General features: G+C 64.0%; 17 protein-coding genes. 11 read left to right on the forward strand and 6 right to left on the reverse strand.

Annotation, left to right across the window (positions count from 1 at the left end):
* The first annotated feature begins 24 nt into the window (after positions 1-24).
* Positions 25-804, forward strand: a complete 780-nt coding sequence (locus AC1DJB_RS16405; protein WP_284990340.1) for a DeoR/GlpR family DNA-binding transcription regulator — start codon at positions 25-27, stop codon at positions 802-804.
* 19 nt (positions 805-823) lie between these two features.
* On the opposite strand, the gene AC1DJB_RS16410 is transcribed toward AC1DJB_RS16405, so the two are convergent.
* Both AC1DJB_RS16410 and AC1DJB_RS16415 read right to left on the reverse strand, forming a co-directional pair.
* On the reverse strand, positions 824-1843 hold the full coding sequence (locus tag AC1DJB_RS16410) for a LacI family DNA-binding transcriptional regulator (protein ID WP_059389490.1): 1020 nt from the start codon (positions 1841-1843) through the stop codon (positions 824-826).
* Between the two features lie 13 nt (positions 1844-1856).
* Entirely contained in the window at positions 1857-3059 is a 1203-nt protein-coding gene (locus tag AC1DJB_RS16415; RefSeq protein ID WP_306959269.1) for a Gfo/Idh/MocA family protein, read from the reverse strand.
* Positions 3060-3287: 228 nt separating this feature from the next.
* Between AC1DJB_RS16415 and AC1DJB_RS16420 the strand changes: the two genes are divergently transcribed.
* From AC1DJB_RS16420 to aroQ, 5 genes are all read left to right on the forward strand, one after another.
* Positions 3288-4229, forward strand: a complete 942-nt coding sequence (locus AC1DJB_RS16420) for a carbohydrate ABC transporter permease (protein ID WP_059389488.1) — start codon at positions 3288-3290, stop codon at positions 4227-4229.
* Positions 4230-4241: 12 nt separating this feature from the next.
* A complete protein-coding gene (locus tag AC1DJB_RS16425) occupies positions 4242-5201 on the forward strand; it encodes a carbohydrate ABC transporter permease (protein WP_059389487.1) in 960 nt (319 codons plus the stop codon).
* Between the two features lie 51 nt (positions 5202-5252).
* Positions 5253-6605 carry an ABC transporter substrate-binding protein gene (locus tag AC1DJB_RS16430; RefSeq protein ID WP_059389486.1) on the forward strand — a complete coding sequence of 451 codons (1353 nt, stop codon included), beginning with the start codon at positions 5253-5255 and terminating at the stop codon, positions 6603-6605.
* A 115-nt stretch (positions 6606-6720) separates the two neighbouring features.
* Positions 6721-8910, forward strand: coding sequence for an alpha-galactosidase (locus AC1DJB_RS16435; protein ID WP_476910583.1), 2190 nt, complete (start codon positions 6721-6723; stop codon positions 8908-8910).
* 128 nt (positions 8911-9038) lie between these two features.
* Complete coding sequence (gene aroQ, locus AC1DJB_RS16440; protein ID WP_059389485.1) at positions 9039-9503, forward strand: type II 3-dehydroquinate dehydratase; 465 nt, start codon at positions 9039-9041, stop codon at positions 9501-9503.
* 34 nt (positions 9504-9537) lie between these two features.
* Here aroQ and AC1DJB_RS16445 read toward each other — a convergent pair whose 3' ends face one another.
* Complete coding sequence (locus tag AC1DJB_RS16445; RefSeq protein ID WP_284990337.1) at positions 9538-10722, reverse strand: MarP family serine protease; 1185 nt, start codon at positions 10720-10722, stop codon at positions 9538-9540.
* Between the two features lie 247 nt (positions 10723-10969).
* On the opposite strand from AC1DJB_RS16445, the gene AC1DJB_RS16450 reads away from it, so the two are divergent.
* Positions 10970-11647 (forward strand): Crp/Fnr family transcriptional regulator, encoded by a 678-nt coding sequence (locus AC1DJB_RS16450; RefSeq protein WP_011775987.1) that lies wholly within the window; start codon positions 10970-10972, stop codon positions 11645-11647.
* A gap of 85 nt (positions 11648-11732) precedes the next feature.
* On the opposite strand, the gene AC1DJB_RS16455 is transcribed toward AC1DJB_RS16450, so the two are convergent.
* From AC1DJB_RS16455 to AC1DJB_RS16465, 3 genes are read right to left on the reverse strand one after another with little or no spacing between them, the layout of a single operon-like run.
* Positions 11733-12644, reverse strand: coding sequence for an NUDIX hydrolase (locus AC1DJB_RS16455; protein ID WP_284990336.1), 912 nt, complete (start codon positions 12642-12644; stop codon positions 11733-11735).
* Positions 12645-12661: 17 nt separating this feature from the next.
* Positions 12662-13198 carry a RidA family protein gene (locus AC1DJB_RS16460; protein ID WP_059389482.1) on the reverse strand — a complete coding sequence of 179 codons (537 nt, stop codon included), beginning with the start codon at positions 13196-13198 and terminating at the stop codon, positions 12662-12664.
* Between the two features lie 2 nt (positions 13199-13200).
* Entirely contained in the window at positions 13201-13356 is a 156-nt protein-coding gene (locus AC1DJB_RS16465; protein ID WP_009359196.1) for a DUF4177 domain-containing protein, read from the reverse strand.
* On the opposite strand from AC1DJB_RS16465, the gene AC1DJB_RS16470 reads away from it, so the two are divergent.
* From AC1DJB_RS16470 to AC1DJB_RS16485, 4 genes are all read left to right on the forward strand, one after another.
* Entirely contained in the window at positions 13355-15667 is a 2313-nt protein-coding gene (locus tag AC1DJB_RS16470; protein WP_253257446.1) for a transglycosylase domain-containing protein, read from the forward strand. The two genes, AC1DJB_RS16465 and AC1DJB_RS16470, sit on opposite strands and share 2 nt — an antisense overlap.
* Positions 15660-16622, forward strand: coding sequence for a metallophosphoesterase (locus AC1DJB_RS16475; protein WP_441433130.1), 963 nt, complete (start codon positions 15660-15662; stop codon positions 16620-16622). The genes AC1DJB_RS16470 and AC1DJB_RS16475 overlap by 8 nt, the downstream gene beginning before the upstream one ends.
* A 154-nt stretch (positions 16623-16776) precedes the next feature.
* Positions 16777-18606 carry an ABC transporter ATP-binding protein gene (locus AC1DJB_RS16480; protein ID WP_441437744.1) on the forward strand — a complete coding sequence of 610 codons (1830 nt, stop codon included), beginning with the start codon at positions 16777-16779 and terminating at the stop codon, positions 18604-18606.
* Complete coding sequence (locus tag AC1DJB_RS16485) at positions 18603-20420, forward strand: ABC transporter ATP-binding protein (RefSeq protein ID WP_441433131.1); 1818 nt, start codon at positions 18603-18605, stop codon at positions 20418-20420. Before AC1DJB_RS16480 ends, AC1DJB_RS16485 begins: the two co-directional genes overlap by 4 nt.
* Positions 20421-20452 lie beyond the last annotated feature (32 nt).

Here is a 20452-nt window from a genome sequence, read left to right on the forward strand (position 1 = left end):
CGCCGTCCGTCCAGAAAGGCTCCGATGCTTCAGGCAGCCCGCCACACCGCCATAGTCGACGCCGTCCAGCGTGAACGCGTTGTCCGCGTCTCGGACCTCGCGCAACTGCTGGGCGTCTCAGCCATGACTGTTCGGCGCGACATCGAGTCGCTTGAGGAGTCCGGGCTCGTCGAGCGCATCCATGGCGGAGCCAAGATACCGGGCGATGCCCGGACCCACGAGCCCGGCTTTGAGCTGAAATCCACCCAACTGGTCGACGAAAAGCACGCGATCGCCGTCGAGGCCGCCACCCTGGTCCACGAAGGCATGGCCGTGGGCTTGAGCGCCGGAACCACCACCTACGAGCTCGCCAAGGTACTCCTGGAAGGCCCGCGGATCACGGTGGTGACGAACTCCATCAGGATTGCGGATCTCTTCCACAACGCCTCAGGTTCGCGGGAGGCTTTCCCGGTCATCGTGACGGGCGGCGAGCGCACGCCGTCGGACGCTCTGGTGGGTCCCATCGCGACGGCCGCGCTGAAGCAACTGCATTTGGACATGTTGTTCCTGGGCGTCCACGGCATGGATGCGGACGCCGGATTCACCACGCCGAACCTGCAGGAAGCCGAAACCAACCGGGCGTTCATCAGCGCGTCACGCAACGTGGTGGTCTTGGCGGACCACAGCAAGTGGGGAACTGTCGGCATTGCATCGATTGCCCAGCTGGAGGAAGCCGACGTCCTCGTGACGGACTCGCACCTCGGCGAGGATGCCCGGCGCATCCTCGCCGACGGCGTCGGAAAGCTCAGGATCGCCGCTCACTAACGCGTGGGCGGGGAAGGCGTTACGGGCACCCGCACGATTGGCGGATGCGGAGCTGGGTGGGGAAGACCCTGTGCTGCGGGGGTTCGTTGCGGTTCTCGCCCACCAGCGCGGATACTGCGGCCTCTGCCATCTCCCACACCGGCTGTTCCACCGTGGTCAGGGCCGGCCAGGTGTATTCGGCCTCAACCGAGCCGTCGAAGGACGCCACGGCGATATCCTCCGGAACGGAGAGACCTGCCTCGCGGATTGCCCGCAGGACCCCGATTGCCTGCATATCGGAGCTGGCGAAGATCGCCGTCGGACGGTTGGCAGAGGCCAGGAGGCGCCGTCCGGCAGCATAGCCCCCGGGGCGGTCGAAACCGTCGCGTGCAAGGGGTCCAGGAGGCAGACCGGCGGCTTGCAGAGCACGCAGCCACCCCTCTTCCCGTCCGTCCGTCACGTTGTCCGCCGTGATGCCCATGGCGAGTCCGATGTTGGTGTGGCCGTGGCCGATCAAATGTTCCACGGCCAAGCGGGCTCCGGCCTCAAGGTCCACTCCGACGCTGTTGAAACCAGGGGCGATCGAGGCATGGTTCAGCAGGACCGAGCGGATTTCAGTGCCGAAAAGCTCCAGTAGATCAGGTTCGAACATGACGCTGGCCAGGACCACGCCATCAACCTGCCGGTCAGCGAGGTTGCGGATGTGGCGGCGTTCGGAGTCCAGCTTGTTGTCGGAATTCGTCAGCAGCAAGGCATAGCCGCGCTCGGCGGCAGCCACTTCCACAGCGTGTCCCAGCAGGGCCCAGAAGGGGTTGCTGGAGTCCGGAATCACGAGGCCGATGGTCTGGTTGGATCCCATTTTGAGCGCACGCGCCGCGGCATTCGGCCGGTATCCCAGGATCCGGATGGCTTCCTGGACCTTCGCTTCCGTTGCCGGCGCCACCTTCTTGGGGCCGCCGTTCACCACATAGCTCACGACGGCGGTGCTCACCCCGGCGTACCGGGCCACGTCTTTGCGCGTCACCGGTCCGCGCGGGGTGTGCACTGCCGAAGTAGTCATTGGATCATGCTAGCTACAAAGCCTCCGGAGCATCGCCGAAATCGCGGATGGGGAGCCGTTCCCCGCCGCGGAGCGCGGACTCGTGCGCCACGACGCCGGGGAGCGTGAAGCGCGCCGCCACCCACGCGTTGACCGGAGGAAGGCTTCCCTTGTTCACGGCCGTGACGAAGTCGTCCACCAGGAACTGGTGGCTGCCTTCGTGCCCGGTGGGGGCTCCCTCGAATTCAACGGGGAGCCGTCCGGCGTCGTGCACCGGAGCGAGGCCGGAGATGAACGCACCGCGAAGTTCGGGGGCGACGTCCGCCAACGAGGGGTCATCGGCCGACATGCTCGGCTTGGTCTCCACCTGGTCCGAGACGTCCAAGACCCCCTCCTTGTCCTGCCACAGCGTGGTGGTGGCCAGCTGTTCGAAGCTTGCCTCCGTGCCGAAGAAGCGGAAGCGCGATTCGCGGATATGCGAGGGGTAGCCGACGCGGCGCATCTCGTTGGTGCGCATGGCGCCGCCGTCGTTCATTTCGAACAGCGCAGTGGCGTTGGAGAAGTCGTTGTCGAACATGCTGACTTCCTTGTCGAAGACGCCGTCGCCGCGATCGTCCTTGACGCCGATGCAGCTGACGCTCACAGCGTGGCCCGGTATGGCGCCCAGCACGCCTCCGATGGCGTGCGTCGGGTACAGCATGGGCGGGTAGCTGGCGGTTGCTTTCCAGTTTTCGCCGCCGCTGTACTGGTAGGCCTCGTAGAAGCCCAGGTCCATGTCGTGGACGTAGTCGCCTTCGGTGTAGAAGATGCGGCCGAACTTGCCGGCGGCGTGCTGCTTGCGCGCATAGACGGTTGCGGGGTTGTAGAAGCTGGTCTCTCCCATGGCATAGACAAGCTTGGTTTCACGCACGGCGTCGATGATCCCGGCGATCTGTTCCTCCGAGATTGCCATCGGAACAGCCGAATAGACGTGCTTTCCGGCGCGCAGCGCCTTGATCACCAAGGGCCCGTGCGTCCAGCGTTGCGTGAAGATAGCGACGGCGTCGACGTCGGAGGCCAGCAGCTCGTCGAAACTGCCCATAGTGCCGTCGAGCCCCAGCTGTTCAACAGCTTTGGACGCCCGTTCAGGGAGCTCGTCCACTGCGTAGACCGCGGAAACCCCGGGGTGGAGCTTGAAGAGGTGGGCGAATTGGCCCCCGAACTGGCCGAGGCCTACTACTCCCATTGAAAACGTCATTGTTAGCCCTTCGATTCGTGTGGCTGGCTTCAGAATGCCATCGCCGTGCCCGGAGAGGCTCGACGAGTGACTCAGGCCAGTGAATCACTGGGATCTACTCGAGTCAATAAAAAGCAATAAATCCAAAATAATCGAACAAAAGTTCACAAGACCACTTGACCCCTTCATATCTACTCGTGTAGATTTCCATCAGTTGTAACCCACATCACAGTCAGGAAAGGGTCGAAGATGACCACCCTTGCCAAACAAGCGGAGCCCGCCGCGCTTCCCCAACCGGGCAAACCAAAAAGGTTCGGCATCCGCCGGATCGGTGACTTGAAGATCGCGTTGCTCTTCATCTTCCCGGCGATGATCGGCTTTGTTCTTTTCTTCCTCGTCCCCACCATCCGGGGCATCTACCTCAGCTTCACCGAGTACAGCATCCTGGGTGATCCCACCTGGATCGGCCTGAAGAACTACACGTCGATCTTCAGCGACGACCTGTTCTGGAACGCGATGGCCGTCACCGTCCAATACGTTGCACTGAACATCGGCTTCCAGACCGTCATCGCCATCGGACTCGCGCTCCTCATGCACCGCGTGGCCAAGTCCACCTTCATCCGCGGCGTCCTGTTGCTGCCGTTCCTCGTGGCTAACGTGATCGTCGCGCTGCTCTGGTTCTGGATGCTGGACTACCAGCTGGGCATCGTGAACGAGATCATCAACTGGATGGGCCTGCCCCGCATCGCCTTCTTCGGCAGCGATCAATGGGCCATTCCGACTATCGCCTTCGTCAACGTGTGGCGGCACATGGGCTACACGGCCCTGCTGATCTTCGCCGGCCTGCAGGCCATCCCCAACCACGTCTACGAGGTAGCCAACCTTGACGGCGCCTCCCCCACCCGGACCTTCTGGAGCATCACCATGCCGCTCCTTCGCCCGGTGCTGGTCCTGGTCCTTGTGGTCACCGTCATCGGTTCATTCCAGGTCTTCGACACCGTTGCCGTGACTACCGGAGGCGGACCCGTCAATGCCTCCCGGGTCATCCAGATGTACATCTACCAAAAGGCGTTCGGCGAGTCCGATTTCGGCTACGCCTCAGCGCTGTCCGTCATTCTCTTCATCATTCTCGCCCTCGTGGCCTTCATCCAGATGAAGTTCCTCAAAGGCAACGAGACGGACCTGGACTAAGGAAGCCCCGCCATGAGTACCTCCACCAATTCCCGCCGTTCGCGCGAGTCCGCCACCGCCGTCGTCGGCTCTCCGCAATCGCGCCGCCCCCGCACGAAACCCTTCAACTGGCGCCGCGCAGGTGCCTGGGTCCTCGTAGCGATCGCCGTCGTGGTCACCCTGGCACCGTTCCTCTGGATGCTCCGGACTGCACTGTCCAGCAACCATTCGCTCGCCTCGAACGCCGGCAACCTCCTTCCCGCGGACTTCAGCTGGGGCGCGTTCCAGCGGGTCTTCGGGCTACAGAGCCCCGAGCAGGCAATCGCCGAAGGCGGTTCCGGCGCTGACATCAACTTCTGGCTCTACCTGCGCAACTCGATCGTCTTCGCCACCATGACCACCGCAGGCCAGGTGTTCTTCAGCGCAATGGCCGCCTATGCCTTTTCCCGCCTGCGCTGGCCCGGCCGGAACAAAGTGTTCGCGATCTTCCTGGCCACCATGATGGTCCCGCCGATCTTCACCGCCCTGCCCAACTTCCTGATGATCAAGAACCTGGGCCTGCTCAACACCTTCGCCGGGCTGGCACTGCCCTTCATGTTCATGACCCCGTTCGCCATCTTCTTCCTGCGCCAGTTCTTCCTGAGCATGTCCCGCGAAGTGGAAGAGGCAGCCATGCTCGACGGCGCCAAGCACCTCCGGATCTTCTTCCAGATCGTGATCCCCAACGCCGCAGCACCCCTGGCCACCCTGGCCCTGCTGACCTTCATCGGTCAGTGGAACGAGTACTTCTGGCCGCTCCTGGTGGGCCAGGACGAAAGTGTCCGCGTCCTCACTGTGGGACTGGGCGTCTTCAAGTCCCAGTCCCCGCAAGGGGCGCCGGACTGGAGTGGGCTCATGGCCGCCACCCTCGTGGCAGCGCTGCCCGTCCTGATCCTCTTCATCGCCTTCGGCAAGAAGGTGGTCAACTCCATCGGCTTCTCCGGCATCAAGTAAGTCATCCCCCAGCACCGCCCCGTTCCATCGCAACCCCCTGAAAGGTCCACCATGAAGAAATCCATTGGCACCGTCGCAGCCGCCGTCGCCGTCGCTGCCGCAGCCGCGCTGTCACTCTCCGCCTGTGGCGGTTCCACCCCCGTCTCCAGCGAAGCAAAGGGCGAGATCAACTACTGGCTGTGGGATGCCAACCAGCTCCCGGCATACCAGCAGTGCGCGAGCGACTTCACCAAGGCAAACCCGAACATCACGGTCAAAATCACCCAGCGCGGCTGGGACGACTACTGGACCACCCTGACCAACGGCTTCGTGTCCGGCACCGCCCCGGACGTCTTCACCGACCACCTGTCCAAGTACCCGGAGTTTGCTTCCAAGAAGCAGTTGCTGGCCCTCGACGATGCCGTAGCCAAGGACGGCGTCAAGCTGGACAGCTACAACAAGGGCCTGGCCGATCTCTGGGTAGGCCAAGACGGCAAGCGCTACGGCCTCCCGAAGGACTGGGACACCATCAGCCTCTTCTACAACAAGGCGATGACTGACTCCGCCGGGATCACCGCCGAGCAGATGGCCAAGCTCGATTGGAACCCCAAGGACGGCGGCAGCTACGAAAAGACCATTGCCCACCTGACCGTGGACAAGAACGGCAAGCGCGGAGACGAAGCCGGCTTCGACAAGAACAACGTGGCCGTCTACGGCTTGGGCTTGGAGTCCTCCGGTTCCGGCCAGGGCCAGACCCAATGGAGCTTCCTCGCAGCCACCACCGGCTGGACCGCTACCGACAAGAACCCGTGGGGCACCAAGTTCAACTACGACGACCCCAAGTTCCAGGAAACCATCGCCTGGTGGGCAGGACTGGCGGACAAGGGCTACATGCCCAAACTCGAAACAACGGTAGGCGCCAGCGTGTCGGACAACTTCGGCGCGGGCAAGGCCGCAATCAATACCAGCGGCTCATGGATGATCGGCCAGTACACCGCCTACAAGGGCATCCAGACCGGAATCGCCCCCACGCCGGTTGGTCCGAGCGGTAAGCGCGCGTCCATGTTCAATGGCCTCGCCGATTCCATCTGGGCCGGCACCAAGAACCCGGCAGCGGCCACCAAGTGGGTCGAGTACCTTGGCTCGTCGGCTTGCCAGGACGTCGTCGCCAACAAGGCTGTTGTGTTCCCGGCGATCAGCACGTCCTCGGACCTGGCCGCCAAGGCGTTCGCGGCCAAGGGTGTTGACGTCTCCGCTTTCACCCAGCAGGTCAAAGACGGGACCACTTTCCTCTTCCCCATCGCGGACAAGGCTGCCAAAGTTGACGGCATCATGAAGCCCGCAATGGATGCAGTACTGAGCGGCAAGAAGCCTGCCAGCTCCCTCTCCGACGCCAACAACCAGGTCAACAACCTCTTCAAGTAACACCAGTCCCGCCAAGCCAGTCCGGGCGCCGCCGCTTTCACTCCTTTGACGGCGGCGCCCGGACTCTCCACTCCCGCATCACGCGACACACGACTCTCTGAAAGTGAACCAGCCCATGGACCCGCTCCACCTCCGTTCCGCCGGCACAAGCCTGGTGGTCAGTTTCGATAACGGAGAGGCCGAGGTCATCCACTGGGGTGCCGATCTCGGCAGCACCCTCCCGGACCTTGCCATCCTGGGCGAACCCATTCCGCACTCCGCCGTCGACGCCAACGTACCGGCCGCACTCCTCCCGCAGGGCTCCTCCGCGTGGCTGGGCCGCCCGGGCCTGCGCGGCCAGCGAATCGCCGACGGCGTTCCGGGACTGGACTTTTCGCTCCGGCTTCGCGTGGTGGATGTGCAGGCTGACCCTAGCTCCGCCGTCGCCTCCGCAGCGATTGTCCAGAAGGACCCCGACGCCGGAATCACCGTGACGTCCACACTCACCCTTCACCCCGGCGGCCTTCTGGAGCTGCGCCACACCGCGGTCAACGACGGCACGTCCCCCTTCCAGCTCGACGAGCTCGCCACCGTCCTCCCGGTGGGGCCGGACGCCGTCGAACTCCTTGACCTCACCGGGCGCTGGTGCCGCGAACGGCACCCACAGCGCCGGCCCGTGCAGCAAGGGACGTGGGTGCGCACGGGTCGCCACGGCCGCACGGGGCACGATTCCTCGCTGCTTTTCGCGGCGGGCACCGCCGGATTCGGCAACCGCCACGGAAAGGTCTGGGCCACCCACTTGGCGTGGAGCGGCAACCACGAACAATTCGCCGACACCGTGGCCGATGGCCGCACGATGATCGGCGGCTCCGAGCTCCTGGGCCCGGCCGAAGTAGTCCTCCAGCCCGGCGAGGGCTACACCACACCCGCCCTGTTTGCCGCCTACTCGGACCGTGGCCTCGACGGCATCAGCGAAGCGTTCTACAGCTGGTTCCGCTCGCGCCCGCATCACGTCCTTCCCGCGGCTTCCACGGGACTCCCCGCCGGCAAGCCCCGCCCCGTGGTCCTCAACACCTGGGAGGCCGTGTACTTCGACCACAAGCTGGACACCCTGATCGAGCTCGCCGAGTCCGCTGCGGAGCTGGGCGTTGAGCGCTTCGTGCTCGACGACGGGTGGTTCCGCGGGCGCCGCGACGATCACGCAGGCCTGGGCGATTGGTACGTCGACGAAACCCTTTGGCCCGATGGCCTGACACCGCTCATCGAAGCCGTGAACTCCCATGGCATGGAATTCGGGCTCTGGGTGGAACCGGAAATGGTCAACCTGGATTCCGATGTCGCCCGGGCGCACCCCGACTGGATCGTGGGCCCCGCGGCACTCTCCCACAAGGACGGCGGCCGCCTCCCTCTGGAATGGCGGCACCAGCACATCATCGACCTCGTCAACCCGGCGGCCTGGCAGTACGTCTTCGAGCGGATCGACGCCCTGCTCGGGGAAAACAACATCAAGTACCTCAAATGGGACCAGAACCGGGAGCTCGCCGAGCACGGCCATGCGGGCCGTGCGTCCGTACACGCGCAAACCCTCGCCGCGTACCGGCTCTTCGACGAGCTCCGCAAGGCCCACCCCGGCGTCGAAATCGAAAGCTGCTCCTCAGGCGGGGCCCGGGTGGATCTCGGCATCCTTGAGCGGACCGACCGGATCTGGGGATCGGACTGCAACGACGCCCTCGAGAGGCAGACCATCCAGCGCTGGACCGGCGTAGTGGTTCCGCCGGAACTGGTGGGCGGGCATATCGGCCCCACCACCTCGCACACCACGGCCCGTACGCACGATCTCTCCTTCCGCGCCATCACTGCGCTATTCGGGCATTTCGGCATGGAATGGGATGTCCGCCACGTCCAAGGCGCCGAACGCGAGGAGCTCAAGCGCTTCATCGGCCTGTACAAGGAGCACCGGGGGCTCATCCACAGCGGGCGGATGGTCCGCGCGGACGTTCCCGACGACTCACTGATGTTGCACGGTGTGGTGTCCGACGACGGCGCGTCCGCGCTGTTCGCCGTCGTCAGCACCCGGACGTCGTTCGCCGAACAACCCGGGCGTATCGCTGTTCCGGGCCTCGACCCCGAGCGCTCTTACAGGGTGCAAGCAATTTTCCCCGCGCCTGGCGATGCGGACTATGCCCGCACCTTCACCCAGGTGCAACCTCCGGCATGGCTGCCATCCGGAGCTGAGGCAAGCGGGCGCTTCCTTGCGGAGGTGGGACTCCCCGTGCCTGTCCTGAACCCTGAGCACGCGTTGCTGCTCAGCATTACTGCGGTGTAGCTGCCGTTTGGTGTTTCTTACGCTGTTCGGTGTTTCTTACGCTGTTCGGTGTTTCTTACGCTGCCGCGGCGCAGCCGGGCAGCGTAAGAAACGCCGGACAGGCTCGGCGCACCGATAGATTGGGAGTCATGACTGAAGCTCCCACCGCCACCGAAGCCGGTCGCGGCACCATCCTCGTCCTCAACGGCCCCAACCTGAACCTGCTGGGCACGCGTGAGCCGGAAAAGTACGGCACGTCCACCTTGGCCGACGTCGAACAGCTCGCCATGGCCGCCGCCGAGGCCAACGGCTTCACGGTGGACTGTGTCCAGTCCAACCACGAGGGCGACCTCCTGGACGCCATCCATGGCGCCCGCGGGACCGCCGTCGGGATCGTCATCAACGCTGGTGCTTACACGCACACGTCGGTGGCACTGCGGGACGCGCTCGCGGCAGTGCAGCTTCCCGCCGTCGAAGTCCACATCACCAATGTGCACCAGCGCGAAGAATTCCGGCACCACTCCTACTTGTCCCCGGTGTGCTCCGCGGTGATCGTCGGCGCAGGAGTCCAGGGCTACAAGCTGGCCATCGACTACCTCGCCACCGCGGTCTAGACCCTCGGACTAAGCATGTCCCTTGGTGGGCGGCCTACTTCTTGGTGCACTGGCCCGACGAGACGGCGTCGCTGAGCGATGGTGCTTGCTGTGCCACCGGAGAGAGCTCGTCCATGGTGAGGGCGTAGCCCACCGCCACATCCGAAGTGGTCTTGGCGAAGACAACGCCGGCAACCTGTCCCTGGGTGGTCAGCAGCGGACCGCCCGAGTTGCCCGGTTGCACGTCTCCCGCCAACTTGTAGACCTGCTCCGGGGACGGGTTGTTGCCGTAAATGTCCGGGACCAGCAGGGTCGAGATGCCCTCCACCGCGGCCGGCTTGGACTGGAACGGACCACCATGCGGGTAGCCGGCGAAAGCCGCGGGCGAACCGGCCGGAAGATCCGGGCTCAACTGCAGCGGCGCCGTCGGGAGGCCGTCGACGGCGATGACGGCCAGGTCGCGCTGGCTGTCGAAGTAGACCACGCGACCAGGCAACGCACCGCCGTCGGGGATTTCCACTACAGGTTGCGACACTCCGGCCACCACGTGGGCGTTGGTCACCACGCGGCCAGGGGAGACAACAAAGCCGGAGCCTGTCTGGTTCTGGCCGCACTGGTAGGCCGTCCCGGCAATCTTCAGCACGGAGTGGGCCGCATTGTTGAGTGCGGGAGTGTCGGTGCTCGTGTTCGGAACGGGCACCGGAGTAACGGGGCCGATGCCCTCGATGAGCTGCGGAATGCCGTTGCCCATGACTTTGGAACGCAGTTGCGCCACGCTGGCCTTGACTGGTGTGGGCGTCATGGTGTCGATGAAGCGGATCACCTTGGAATCGGCCAGCTGCTGCGAAACGAAGGGCACGCCCAAGGAACCGATGCTGAAAGCCAACATGGACATCACGAGTGCGGCAACAACCAAACTGACGAAACCACCCAGCACGCGGTCAAGTGCGTGCAAAGGCTGGATGCGCAAGGCTTTGCGGACCCTTTGGCCAATCCAGGTACCCAGACCGTGCCCCAAGACAATGAGGACCACGGCCGAGCCGATAATGGCAGTCAGCCTCCAGCCGCTGTCCTTCACCCACTCGCCGACGAGCGGGACCGCGATAAAGGCCGCGGCTGCTCCTACGGCGAAGCCCGCGATTCCTCCAAGCGTCACGAAGAAGCCGTTGCGCAGTCCGTAGATCAGGTAGGAAAGAAGCGTCAAAATCAACGCCAGGTCCAATATGGTCAAGCCGAACACCAAAGCTCCTCACAGCCGGGTAAGCCCCAATTGTAGTTGCACAGACTGACAGCTTCCCTTCGGAAGCAGGCCGTCGTCCAGATCGCGAAGCCCCTGCCGAGCAGGGCATTCCCGGCCGTTTGAGGCGCGGTTTTGGGCCTCTTCCGCGTGATTTAGGGCGTTTCGGCTGCCAAGTACGTCACAGACGCGACAAAATTCTGAAACAATGGCTGAAGCGCCCCAGCCGAACTTTTACTCAGGAGATTTCATGGATATCGAGGTATTGCGCCGCGCACCCCTCTTCGCCACCCTTGACGACGACGCTTTCCGTCTGCTGACGGACGAACTCACAGAGGTGGACCTTTCACGCGGAGCGTCTGTTTTCCGTGAGGGCGATCAGGGTGACCAGCTCTACTTCATCGTGTCCGGCAAGGTTAAGCTCGGCCGCACCTCTCCGGACGGCCGCGAATCCCTGCTGGCCATCCTCGGCCCGGGCGAGCTCTTCGGCGAAATGGCCTTGTTCGATCCCAGCCCGCGCACCGCGACGGCCACGGCCGTTTCCGAAACGCGTCTGGCAGGCCTGAAGAACGAAAGCCTCAACGCCCTGCTGCGCACCCGCCCCGAGGTGTCCGCACAATTGCTCCAGGCACTCGCCCGCCGCTTGCGCCGCACCAACGATTCCCTGTCCGACCTCGTGTTCTCGGACGTCCCGGGTCGTGTCGCCAAGGCCCTGCTGGACCTCGCGGACCGCTTCGGCCGGCCCGCGACCGACGGCGTCCTGGTGGCCCACGAACTCACGCAGGAGGAACTGGCCCAGCTGGTCGGAGCTTCCCGCGAGACGGTCAACAAGGCCCTCGCCGAGTTCGTCCAGCGCGGCTGGCTCCGCCTGGAAGCCCGCGCAGTGGTCATCCTGGACATGCAGCGCCTCCGCCAGCGCTCCCGTTAATTCCTGCGACACAGAAAATGCCTGGTGACCCCGGAATTCCGGAGTCGCCAGGCATTTTTCGTGTCACCAGCGGATTTGGGTGTCGTCAGCGTTCCCGCTGCGGCTCCCCTGAAACCGTCCGGGCCGCTTCGACTTCGAGCATGAGCGCGCCATCCTCTTGAACGAGCCGCGGCTGGTACATGTGCGGCTTCCGCTTGTAGCTGAGGTACGCAATGCAACCCTGGGCAGCGGCCATCTTCTCAAGGATGATCTCCGAGCCCGGCACCAGCAATTGGCCCAGCGGCAAGCCAACGGTGTTTTCCTGGCCGATTTCATCCCCAAGCGCAGTGGTCTCGCGCTCGGCCATGAGTTTCGAAACGCACACCCAACGCCCCCAGACACCCTTGCTGGCCAGCAGCGATGGCTGCTGGTTCACGGGAAGAGTGGCGGCGAAGTAGCGGGTATTGAAGCGCCTGTGCGCGAAGTCCGGGCTGAGCCAGTTGACCAGCGGCTTGAGCAAGTCCGTCCGCAGCGACAGGCCGCGCTTGGCCAGGACGTCCGTGAACGACTTGTCCTGGGCCGCCACGGCCTCGCGGGCCTTCATCCACTCGGGAGTGGACGTCGCCTCCACTGTGGAGGACAAGTCGGGGCCGGCCAGCAGCACGCCGGTCTCCTCGAACAGTTCGCGGATGGCGCCCACCACGTGGCGGCGGGCAAGTCCGACGTCGGCGGTCCCCAGCGTCTCTGCCCAATGCTGAGGCGAGGGGCCGAGCCAGCCGAGGGCGTCGTCGTCGCTCGGTTCCAGCGAGCCGCCGGGAAACGCGACAACGCCCAAAGGCGAGGAACCGGGACGGTAACCCATCCACGTTTCCAGGCCGGTCGGCGAATCGCGGAGCAGGACAACAGATGATGCAAAACGCGCGGCGCGGGGGGCCCGTTCGCCGAGCTCAAGCCAATTCCGTGCAGCCCCTTCAAGTTCAGGGGGTAACGCAAACAAGCGTCGGGCTAGTTGTGGCAATTGAGTGAACCGGTTCCTTAGCTGAATTCAGCGATCAACTCGACCTCGACGGGAGAGTCGAGCGGAAGGACTGCAACGCCGACGGCGGAACGCGCGTGCTGCCCTTTGTCGCCGAAGACACGCCCGAGGAGCTCGGATGCACCATTGATGACACCGGGCTGGCCGGTGAAGGAGGTATCGGAGGCCACGAAGCCGACGACCTTCACGATGCGCGTGATGCGGTCGAGGTCCCCGATGACACTCTTGACGGCGGCCAAGGCGTTGACGGCGCAGACAGCTGCATACCTCTGCGCGTCTTCCGGAGACACCGTGGGCTCGTCCGAAAGGCCCTCTTCACCGCTGGAGACTTTGCCCGTAGCTTCGAGTTTGCCGTTAATGAAGGGCAGCTGTCCGGAGGTGTAGACGTGGTTGCCGGAGACGATGGCCGGAACATAGGCGGCCACCGGAGCTGCGACGGCCGGAAGGGTCAGTCCCAGTTCTGCAAGGCGCTGCTCGACGGCGGATGCCGGAGCCGTGGAATCCGCGCCAACTGTGGCTTCTGCGGGGGTTGTCATTGTTACTGCTTCTCCCTCTTCAAGTATGCAACAAGTCCGTTTCCGTCGGGTCCGGGAACAACCTGGACGAGCTCCCAGCCGTCCTCTCCCCACTGGTCCAGAATCTGTTTTGTAGCGTGAATGATGAGCGGAATCGTCGCGTACTCCCATTTGGTCATGAAAGAAAGACTAGCCCTTGCCGGTAAAGTGGTGAACATGGTGACTCGTAGGAACCCTCTATTCGACACTGCCACCACTCTTGGAAAGATCCTCGGATTCCTCGGTGTGAGCGCTATTTGTGGTGTCCTGGTGGCGGGCTTGCTCGTTCCCGCGGCCGCCGTTTCGGGCAGTGCGGCGAGTGGGTCCATTCAGTTCTTCGACACGCTGCCGGCGGAGCTTCAGGTGAACCCGCCCAGCCAGGCGACCACCATCCTGGCCGCGGACGGCAGCCAGATCGCCTCGATCTACTCCGAGAACCGCACGCGGGTCTCGCTCGACCAGATGAGCCCTTTCATCAAGGATGCGATCGTCTCGGTTGAGGACAGCCGCTTCTATGAGCACGGCGGCATTGACGCCACCGGCATCATGCGCGCCATCGTGAGCACGGCGCGCGGGCAAAAACAGGGCGCTTCCACCATCACCCAGCAGTACGTGAACAACGTCATTAATGAGTCGCTCGTGTCCCAGAACAAGGGTGCCGACGTCAAGCTCAATGGCGTGAACAAAGGCGTGGGCGACAAACTTCGCGAAATGAAGCTGTCCATCGCTTTGGAGAAGAAGTTCTCCAAGCAGCAGATCCTCGAGGGTTACCTCAACATCGTCTTCTTCAACAAGGACGCCTACGGCATCGAGGCCGCCTCAAGGCTCTTCTTCAGCACCAGCGCCAAGGACCTTACCTTGCCGCAAGCCGCCTTGCTGGCCGGCGTCGTCAACAGCCCGTCCTACTACGACCCGGTGACGAACCCGGACCACGCGAAGCAGCGTCGCGACCTGGTGCTCGGCCTCATGCTGGACCAGGGAAAGATCAAGAAGGCCGACTACGACGCCGCCATCGCGACGCCGGTGACCACCAAGGTGACGCAACCTCGCCAAGGCTGCCCCTACTCCGCCACTGCCGCGTACTTCTGCGACTACGTGCTGCACCTGCTCTACAACAACCCGGCCTACGGCGCGACGATCGACGATCGCGTCAACCGCGTCTCGCGGGGTGGCCTGACCATCCAAACCACACTGGACCCGAAGGCGCAGGCCGTGGCCCAGGCCCAGGTAGATGCTTCCGCCGGCGCTAACCCGGACAAATGGGGCGCTTCCTTGGTGTCGGTCCAGCCGGGCACCGGCAAGATCATCTCGATGGCCCAAAATACCGTCTGGCTGCCGGCCGACGGGAAGTTCCAGGCCGAGCAGAACTTCAACGTAGACAAACTGGATGCCAACGGCAATGACCTCAACGGACTGGGCGGATTCCAGCCCGGTTCAACCATGAAGCCCTTCACTTTTGCCGAATGGTTGAACGAGGGCAAGTCGATGAATACGGTGCTGGATGGCACCGTCCGGCGGTATCCCCAGAATTTCCCGTGGAAGAACACTTGCCCGACTCCGACGGTCGGCTGGTATGACAGCACCAATGGCACCCATGACCTCCAGAACGCCGAGGGTGGATATTACAAGCCCATGACAGTGGTGGATGGTTTGGCCAACTCCATCAACACCATGACATTTGCCACGGCTGCAAGGGTTGACCTGTGTGGCATCCAGAAGATCGTCGATGCTGTTGGCATCCACGGCGGCCTGCCGGACGCCAGCAATCCCAACCCGAAGGTTCCCATGACAACGTTGGGCAACCTGATTGGTTCCACCCAGACCGCGCCACTGACCATGGCCAGCGCCTTCGCCACCTTTGCCAACAATGGCACGTACTGCGAGCCGATCGCCATCACCTCGGTAACCGACCAGACGGGCGCCAAGCTGCCGGCCCAGTCCACGAGCTGCAGGAGCGCGGTCACCCCCGAGGTCGCTCATGGTGTTGCCTACGCCATGCAAGAGGTTCTGAATAAGGGCTCCGGCTCGCTGATCCAGCCTCGAATCTCCACCAAGACCAACTTCCCCATCGCGGGCAAGACCGGAACCAACGACTCCAATGGTTCCACCTGGGTTGCCGGCTACACTTCCGGCCTCGCAACGGCCACGTGGTTCGGCGATCCGTTGGGCAGCCAGAACCGAGCGGGTCAGAACGTCACCATCAATGGCAAGTTCTACCAGGGCATTGACGGTTACATGATCGCTGGTCCGCAGTTCGCCAACTACATGCTCCAGGTCGCTCCCACTTATGGAACCAACCCGTTCCCGGCTCCGCCGTCGAACCTGCTCGACCCGCCCGGGTTCAAGCCTTCGACGCCTAGCACCACCACTCCGGGCAACACTTCTCCGAGCACCCAGCCGAGCAGCAACGGGAACGGCAATGGAAATGGCAACGGAAAGAACAATGGCTAGCGGCTCCAAGCCCGTCATTGAATCGCTGGCAAGCCGCGTCCGAAGCGTCGGACGCGGCTTTGCCGTCGCTGCGGGTGCGGGCGCAACCGCTGGCGTGGCAGGCTTCGCCTATGGCCTCTGGGAAAAGAACCAGTTCGTACTCCGCGAGGAGACCGTGCCCATCCTCCCTGAAGGCTCGGCTCCCGTCCGGGTGCTGCACATAAGCGACATCCATTTCGTGCCAAGCCAACGCAAGAAGGCCGAATGGCTGCGTTCTCTCGCCGCGCTTGAGCCGGACCTTGTGGTGAACACGGGCGACAATCTCAGCCACCCCCACGCCGTCGTTCCGCTGTTGGATGCGTTGCGGCCACTCTTGAAGTTCCCCGGCGTCTTCGTTCCAGGCTCCAACGACTACTACGCCCCTCGGTTCAAGAACCCAGCCACATATTTCCTCGGCCCGTCCCGCGTCAAGGACAATCCGGTCGAGCTCGATTGGCCGCGCCTGCGCTCAGGATTCGGGATGTCGGGCTGGATCGACCTCACCAACAGGCACCAGTCCTTGCCCATCAACGGAATCCGCTTCGATTTCTCCGGAGTGGATGACCCCCATCTCAATCGGGAGCGCTACACCGGCTGGCCACGCGGCACCGTGGGACAGGACTCCCGCCCGCACCTGCGCGTAGCCGTTATCCACGCCCCCTACCAACGGGTCCTGGATCACTTCACGAACGACGCCGCGGACCTCATCCTCGCCGGACACACCCACGGCGGCCAGATCTGCATCCCCGGCTACGGCGCCCTGGTTGCCAATTGCGATCTCCCCACGTGGCGCGCCAAAGGCCTGCATAAGTGGGAGAACAACGGACGCGCGACGCCGGTCAACGTCTCGGGCGGCATCGGCACCTCGCGCTTCGCCCCGGTCCGGATCGCGTGCAAGCCGGAAGCAGTGCTGCTGACGCTGACGCCCCGTCAATAACCAGCGCCACCAGTTCCGAATACCTCGTATCACGCAACGCAATGGTGCTGTGAATCCTGTTACGCGATGGCATAGGGTAGTTGCTATAGGAAACTACCTCCGTGCGTCGTACGAAAACCCAGGAACGCCGGGACAAAGCTGTTGAGAAGCGGGCATGGCCAAACAGACTTCATTCTTTACCTCCGTCAAACGTCTCTATCCGCACGTTAAACCGATCCTCCCCCGGCTTTTCATGGGGTTGGTCAGCGCGTTGCTGGCCAGCATCATGGCGCTTGCCATCCCCCAGGTGCTGCGGGTCCTGATCAACGGCTCCCTCCACCCTGGTGGTCCTACCGACGCTGTCTGGATTTCCGCCGTCGTGGTTCTGGCACTCGGCATCGCCGAAGCCGGGCTTGTGGCGCTGCGGCGCCAGTTCGTCATCAATCCCGCCACCACGGTGGAATCGAGGATGCGGGTTTCCCTCTACGGGCACCTGCAGGACCTCACCGTTTCCTTCCACGACCGTTGGGGGTCAGGGCAACTCCTGTCCCGGGCGATGACGGACTTGAACTTCCTGCGGCGTTGGATGGCGTTCGGCGCGATCATGCTGGTGGTGACCACTTTGACCGTGGTGATCGGCGTCGCGGTGATGTTCGCGATGAGCTGGCAGCTGGCTTTGATCTTCCTGGCCGCCGCGGTGCCCATCATGGTCTATTCCTTCCGCTTCCGCCGCCGCTTCAGCCTGGTGACCCGGCTCAGCCAGGACCAGGCCGGCGACCTCGCCACCACGGTCGAGGAGTCCGTTCACGGCATCCGTGTGCTCAAGGCGTTCGGCCGCAGCCGCGAAGCACTGGAGAACTTCAATGAACAGGCCGAGGAGCTGAGGCAGACCGAGATCGCCAAGGCCAAGCACCAAGCCACCTTCACGCTGGTGGTGACACTGCTGCCCGAGCTGGCGCTCGGCGTCGGGCTGGTGGCGGGCGTCCTGCTCGTCTCCATGGGCCAACTCAGCATCGGTTCCTTGGTTGCCTTCTTCGGCACCGCAGCGGTGGTCGCGGCACCAGTGGAATTCTCGGGGACCCTCCTGGCCATGGCATTGACCGCCAAGACCGCCCTCGATCGCCACTTCGAGGTCATGGACACGCCCAACACCATCACCAGTCCGGCGAACCCCAGTACACCCAAGGAACTGCGCGGGGCCTTGAGCTTCAAGGCCGCCGGTTTCGGTTTCGACGACGGCGCCCGGCTCCTGCACGACGTGACCCTGGACATCAGGCCCGGCGAAACCATGGCGCTCGTGGGCATTACCGGTAGCGGAAAGAGCGCCTTGCTCCAGCTGGTTCCCCGGCTCTATGACGTGAGCGAAGGATCCGTGACCATCGACGGCGTGGATGTCAGAGACTTCAGCGTCGAGCAGCTGAGGACCGTGGTGGCGGTCGCCTTCGAGGACACCACCCTGTTCTCCAGCTCGGTCCGGGACAACGTGCTGCTCGGCGCGCCCGACGCTTCCGAGGAAGCCCTTGAGGAAGCGCTCGACGTCGCGCAGGCGCACTTCGCGTATTCGCTGCCCGACGGCGTCGGGACCCTTATCGGCGAGGAAGGCCTGAGCCTTTCCGGTGGCCAGCGGCAGCGGATCGCGCTCGCCCGGGCCATCGCGGCGAAGCCCAAGGTCCTCGTGCTGGATGATCCCCTGTCGGCCCTGGACGTGAACACGGAGGAACTCGTCGAAGCCAGGCTCCGCGAAGTCCTCCGGGACACCACCACGCTCATCGTCGCGCACAGGCCCTCCACCGTTGCCCTCGCCGACCGCGTGGCGCTGCTCGAAAACGGAAGCATCACCGCCGTCGGGACCCATACGGAACTGTTGGCCAACAACGCCCACTACCGCTACGTGATCGCGAGCCTCGACTCCGGGCCGAAGGACCTTGATCTCGAACTCGACGAACTAGAACACGAGCTGGATTCGGAACAGCACATGGACCAAGCCGGGGAGGGCCGCCGATGAGCACGTTCGGAACCGCCAATGAAGACAACGCCCACCTGAGCCGCAGCGACAGCAAAGCAGTACGACGGCGGTCGGTCGCCTTGCTGGGATCGCTTATCCGCCCGGTGCGGTTGCGGTTCTGGCTGACGCTGGCCATGGTGGTGCTCTCGCAGGCCACCCGGGTGGCCGGGCCGGCGATCATCGCTTTCGGCATCGACCACGCACTGCCCTCGCTGCTCGCCGGAAACAACATGCCCGTGGTCCTGGCCGGCGTCCTGTACCTGACAGCGGCCGTCGCAACGGCGATTTTGACCGCCCTCTACGTCACTTCCACGGCGAAGCTGAGCCAGTCAATGCTCCTCGACCTGCGGCTGAGGGTCTTCCGGCACACCCAACGGCTCAGCCTGGAGTTCCACGAGAAGTACACCTCGGGCCGGATCATCGCGCGCCAGACTTCGGACCTGGAGGCGCTGCGTGAACTCCTTGATTCGGGCGTGAGCTCGCTTGCTTCGGGGATCCTGTTCATGCTTTTCACGGCATTTACGGTGTTTGCCCTCGACTGGCGCAGCGGGCTGCTCATGCTCGCCACGGGCGTGCCTGCGTACTTCCTGGCCCGCTGGTACCAGAAGCACTCGCAGATCGCCTTCCGCGAATCGCGGGTGGTGTCCGCCAGGCTGATTGTGCATTTCGTGGAGACCATGACCGGCATCCGGGCCATCAAGGCTTTCCGCAAGGAGCCGGAGAACGCCCAGCGCTATGCCGAACTCTCCGAGGACTACCGCAAAGTCACGGTCCGCTCCATCAACCTCAACGGCGTCTTCCAACCGGGCCTGGTCCTCATCGGCAACGTGTGCGTCGCGGTGGTCCTGCTGTTCGGCGGCTTCCGGGTACTCTCGGGAGAGCTGGCGGTAGGCGTGCTGCTGGCACTGATCCTTTCAACGAAGCGCTTCTTCCAGCCCGTGGACCAGATGGCCATGTTCTACAACTCCTTCCAGAGCGCCCAGGCCGCGCTCGAGAAGGTGTCCGGCCTGCTCGAAGAAGTTCCTACTGTCCGGCCACCCAAGAACCCCGTGCCATTGCCCCATGCGCGCGGCGAAATCGACTTCCGTGGAGTGGAGTTCGGCTACGGCAACGGCAAGGTAGTGGTCCCCAAGCTGGACCTTCACATTCCCGCCGGACAGACCATAGCCCTCGTTGGACAGACCGGCGCCGGCAAATCGACCTTTGCCAAGCTGATCGCCCGCTTCTACGACGTCACCGAAGGATCCTTGACCCTCGACGGCGTCGACCTCCGGGAGCTTTCGACGGCGGACCTGCGGCGCGCCGTCGTGATGGTCACCCAGGAAGCCTTCCTCTTTAGCGGCTCCGTGGCGGACAACATCGCCCTGGGGCGGCCCGAGGCTACGCGCGAGGAGATCGAAACCGCGGCGAAGGCCGTTGGTGCGCACGACTTCATCTCCGCGTTGCCTGACGGCTACGACACCGACGTCAACAAGCGTGGCGGCCGGGTCTCCGCCGGGCAACGGCAGCTGATCGGCTTTGCCCGGGCCTTCATTGCGGCCCCGGCGGTACTGATCCTGGACGAAGCGACATCTTCGCTTGATATCCCCTCGGAACGACTGGTGCAGGCCGGCCTGGGCAGCCTGTTGTCCGGAGCGGACTCCGAACGGACCGCGATCATCATCGCCCACCGGCTCTCTACTGTTGAGACAGCGGACCGGGTGCTGGTGGTGCACGAGGGACGCATCGTCGAAGACGGCACGCCGGCCGCGCTCATCGGCGGAGGAGGGCGCTTCGCCCGCTTGCACGGGGCCTGGAAGGACTCGCTGGTCTGAGCCAGTGGTTTCGCAGGCGGGCGTCCTTCGAT

Source organism: Arthrobacter sp. 01T428 (genome assembly GCF_056398685.1).

Bases quoted from the DNA above. Each gene is read 5' to 3' on its own strand.
- AC1DJB_RS16480 (WP_441437744.1), top strand. From the start codon at position 16,777: ATGGCCAAACAGACTTCATTCTTTACCTCCGTCAAACGTCTCTATCCG.
- AC1DJB_RS16475 (WP_441433130.1), top strand. From the start codon at position 15,660: ATGGCTAGCGGCTCCAAGCCCGTCATTGAATCGCTGGCAAGCCGCGTC.
- AC1DJB_RS16450 (WP_011775987.1), top strand. From the start codon at position 10,970: ATGGATATCGAGGTATTGCGCCGCGCACCCCTCTTCGCCACCCTTGAC.
- AC1DJB_RS16460 (WP_059389482.1), bottom strand. From the start codon at position 13,198: ATGACAACCCCCGCAGAAGCCACAGTTGGCGCGGATTCCACGGCTCCG.
- aroQ (WP_059389485.1), top strand. From the start codon at position 9,039: ATGACTGAAGCTCCCACCGCCACCGAAGCCGGTCGCGGCACCATCCTC.
- AC1DJB_RS16415 (WP_306959269.1), bottom strand. From the start codon at position 3,059: ATGACGTTTTCAATGGGAGTAGTAGGCCTCGGCCAGTTCGGGGGCCAA.
- AC1DJB_RS16425 (WP_059389487.1), top strand. From the start codon at position 4,242: ATGAGTACCTCCACCAATTCCCGCCGTTCGCGCGAGTCCGCCACCGCC.
- AC1DJB_RS16420 (WP_059389488.1), top strand. From the start codon at position 3,288: ATGACCACCCTTGCCAAACAAGCGGAGCCCGCCGCGCTTCCCCAACCG.
- AC1DJB_RS16465 (WP_009359196.1), bottom strand. From the start codon at position 13,356: ATGACCAAATGGGAGTACGCGACGATTCCGCTCATCATTCACGCTACA.
- AC1DJB_RS16410 (WP_059389490.1), bottom strand. From the start codon at position 1,843: ATGACTACTTCGGCAGTGCACACCCCGCGCGGACCGGTGACGCGCAAA.
- AC1DJB_RS16405 (WP_284990340.1), top strand. From the start codon at position 25: ATGCTTCAGGCAGCCCGCCACACCGCCATAGTCGACGCCGTCCAGCGT.
- AC1DJB_RS16430 (WP_059389486.1), top strand. From the start codon at position 5,253: ATGAAGAAATCCATTGGCACCGTCGCAGCCGCCGTCGCCGTCGCTGCC.
- AC1DJB_RS16485 (WP_441433131.1), top strand. From the start codon at position 18,603: ATGAGCACGTTCGGAACCGCCAATGAAGACAACGCCCACCTGAGCCGC.
- AC1DJB_RS16435 (WP_476910583.1), top strand. From the start codon at position 6,721: ATGGACCCGCTCCACCTCCGTTCCGCCGGCACAAGCCTGGTGGTCAGT.
- AC1DJB_RS16470 (WP_253257446.1), top strand. From the start codon at position 13,355: ATGAAAGAAAGACTAGCCCTTGCCGGTAAAGTGGTGAACATGGTGACT.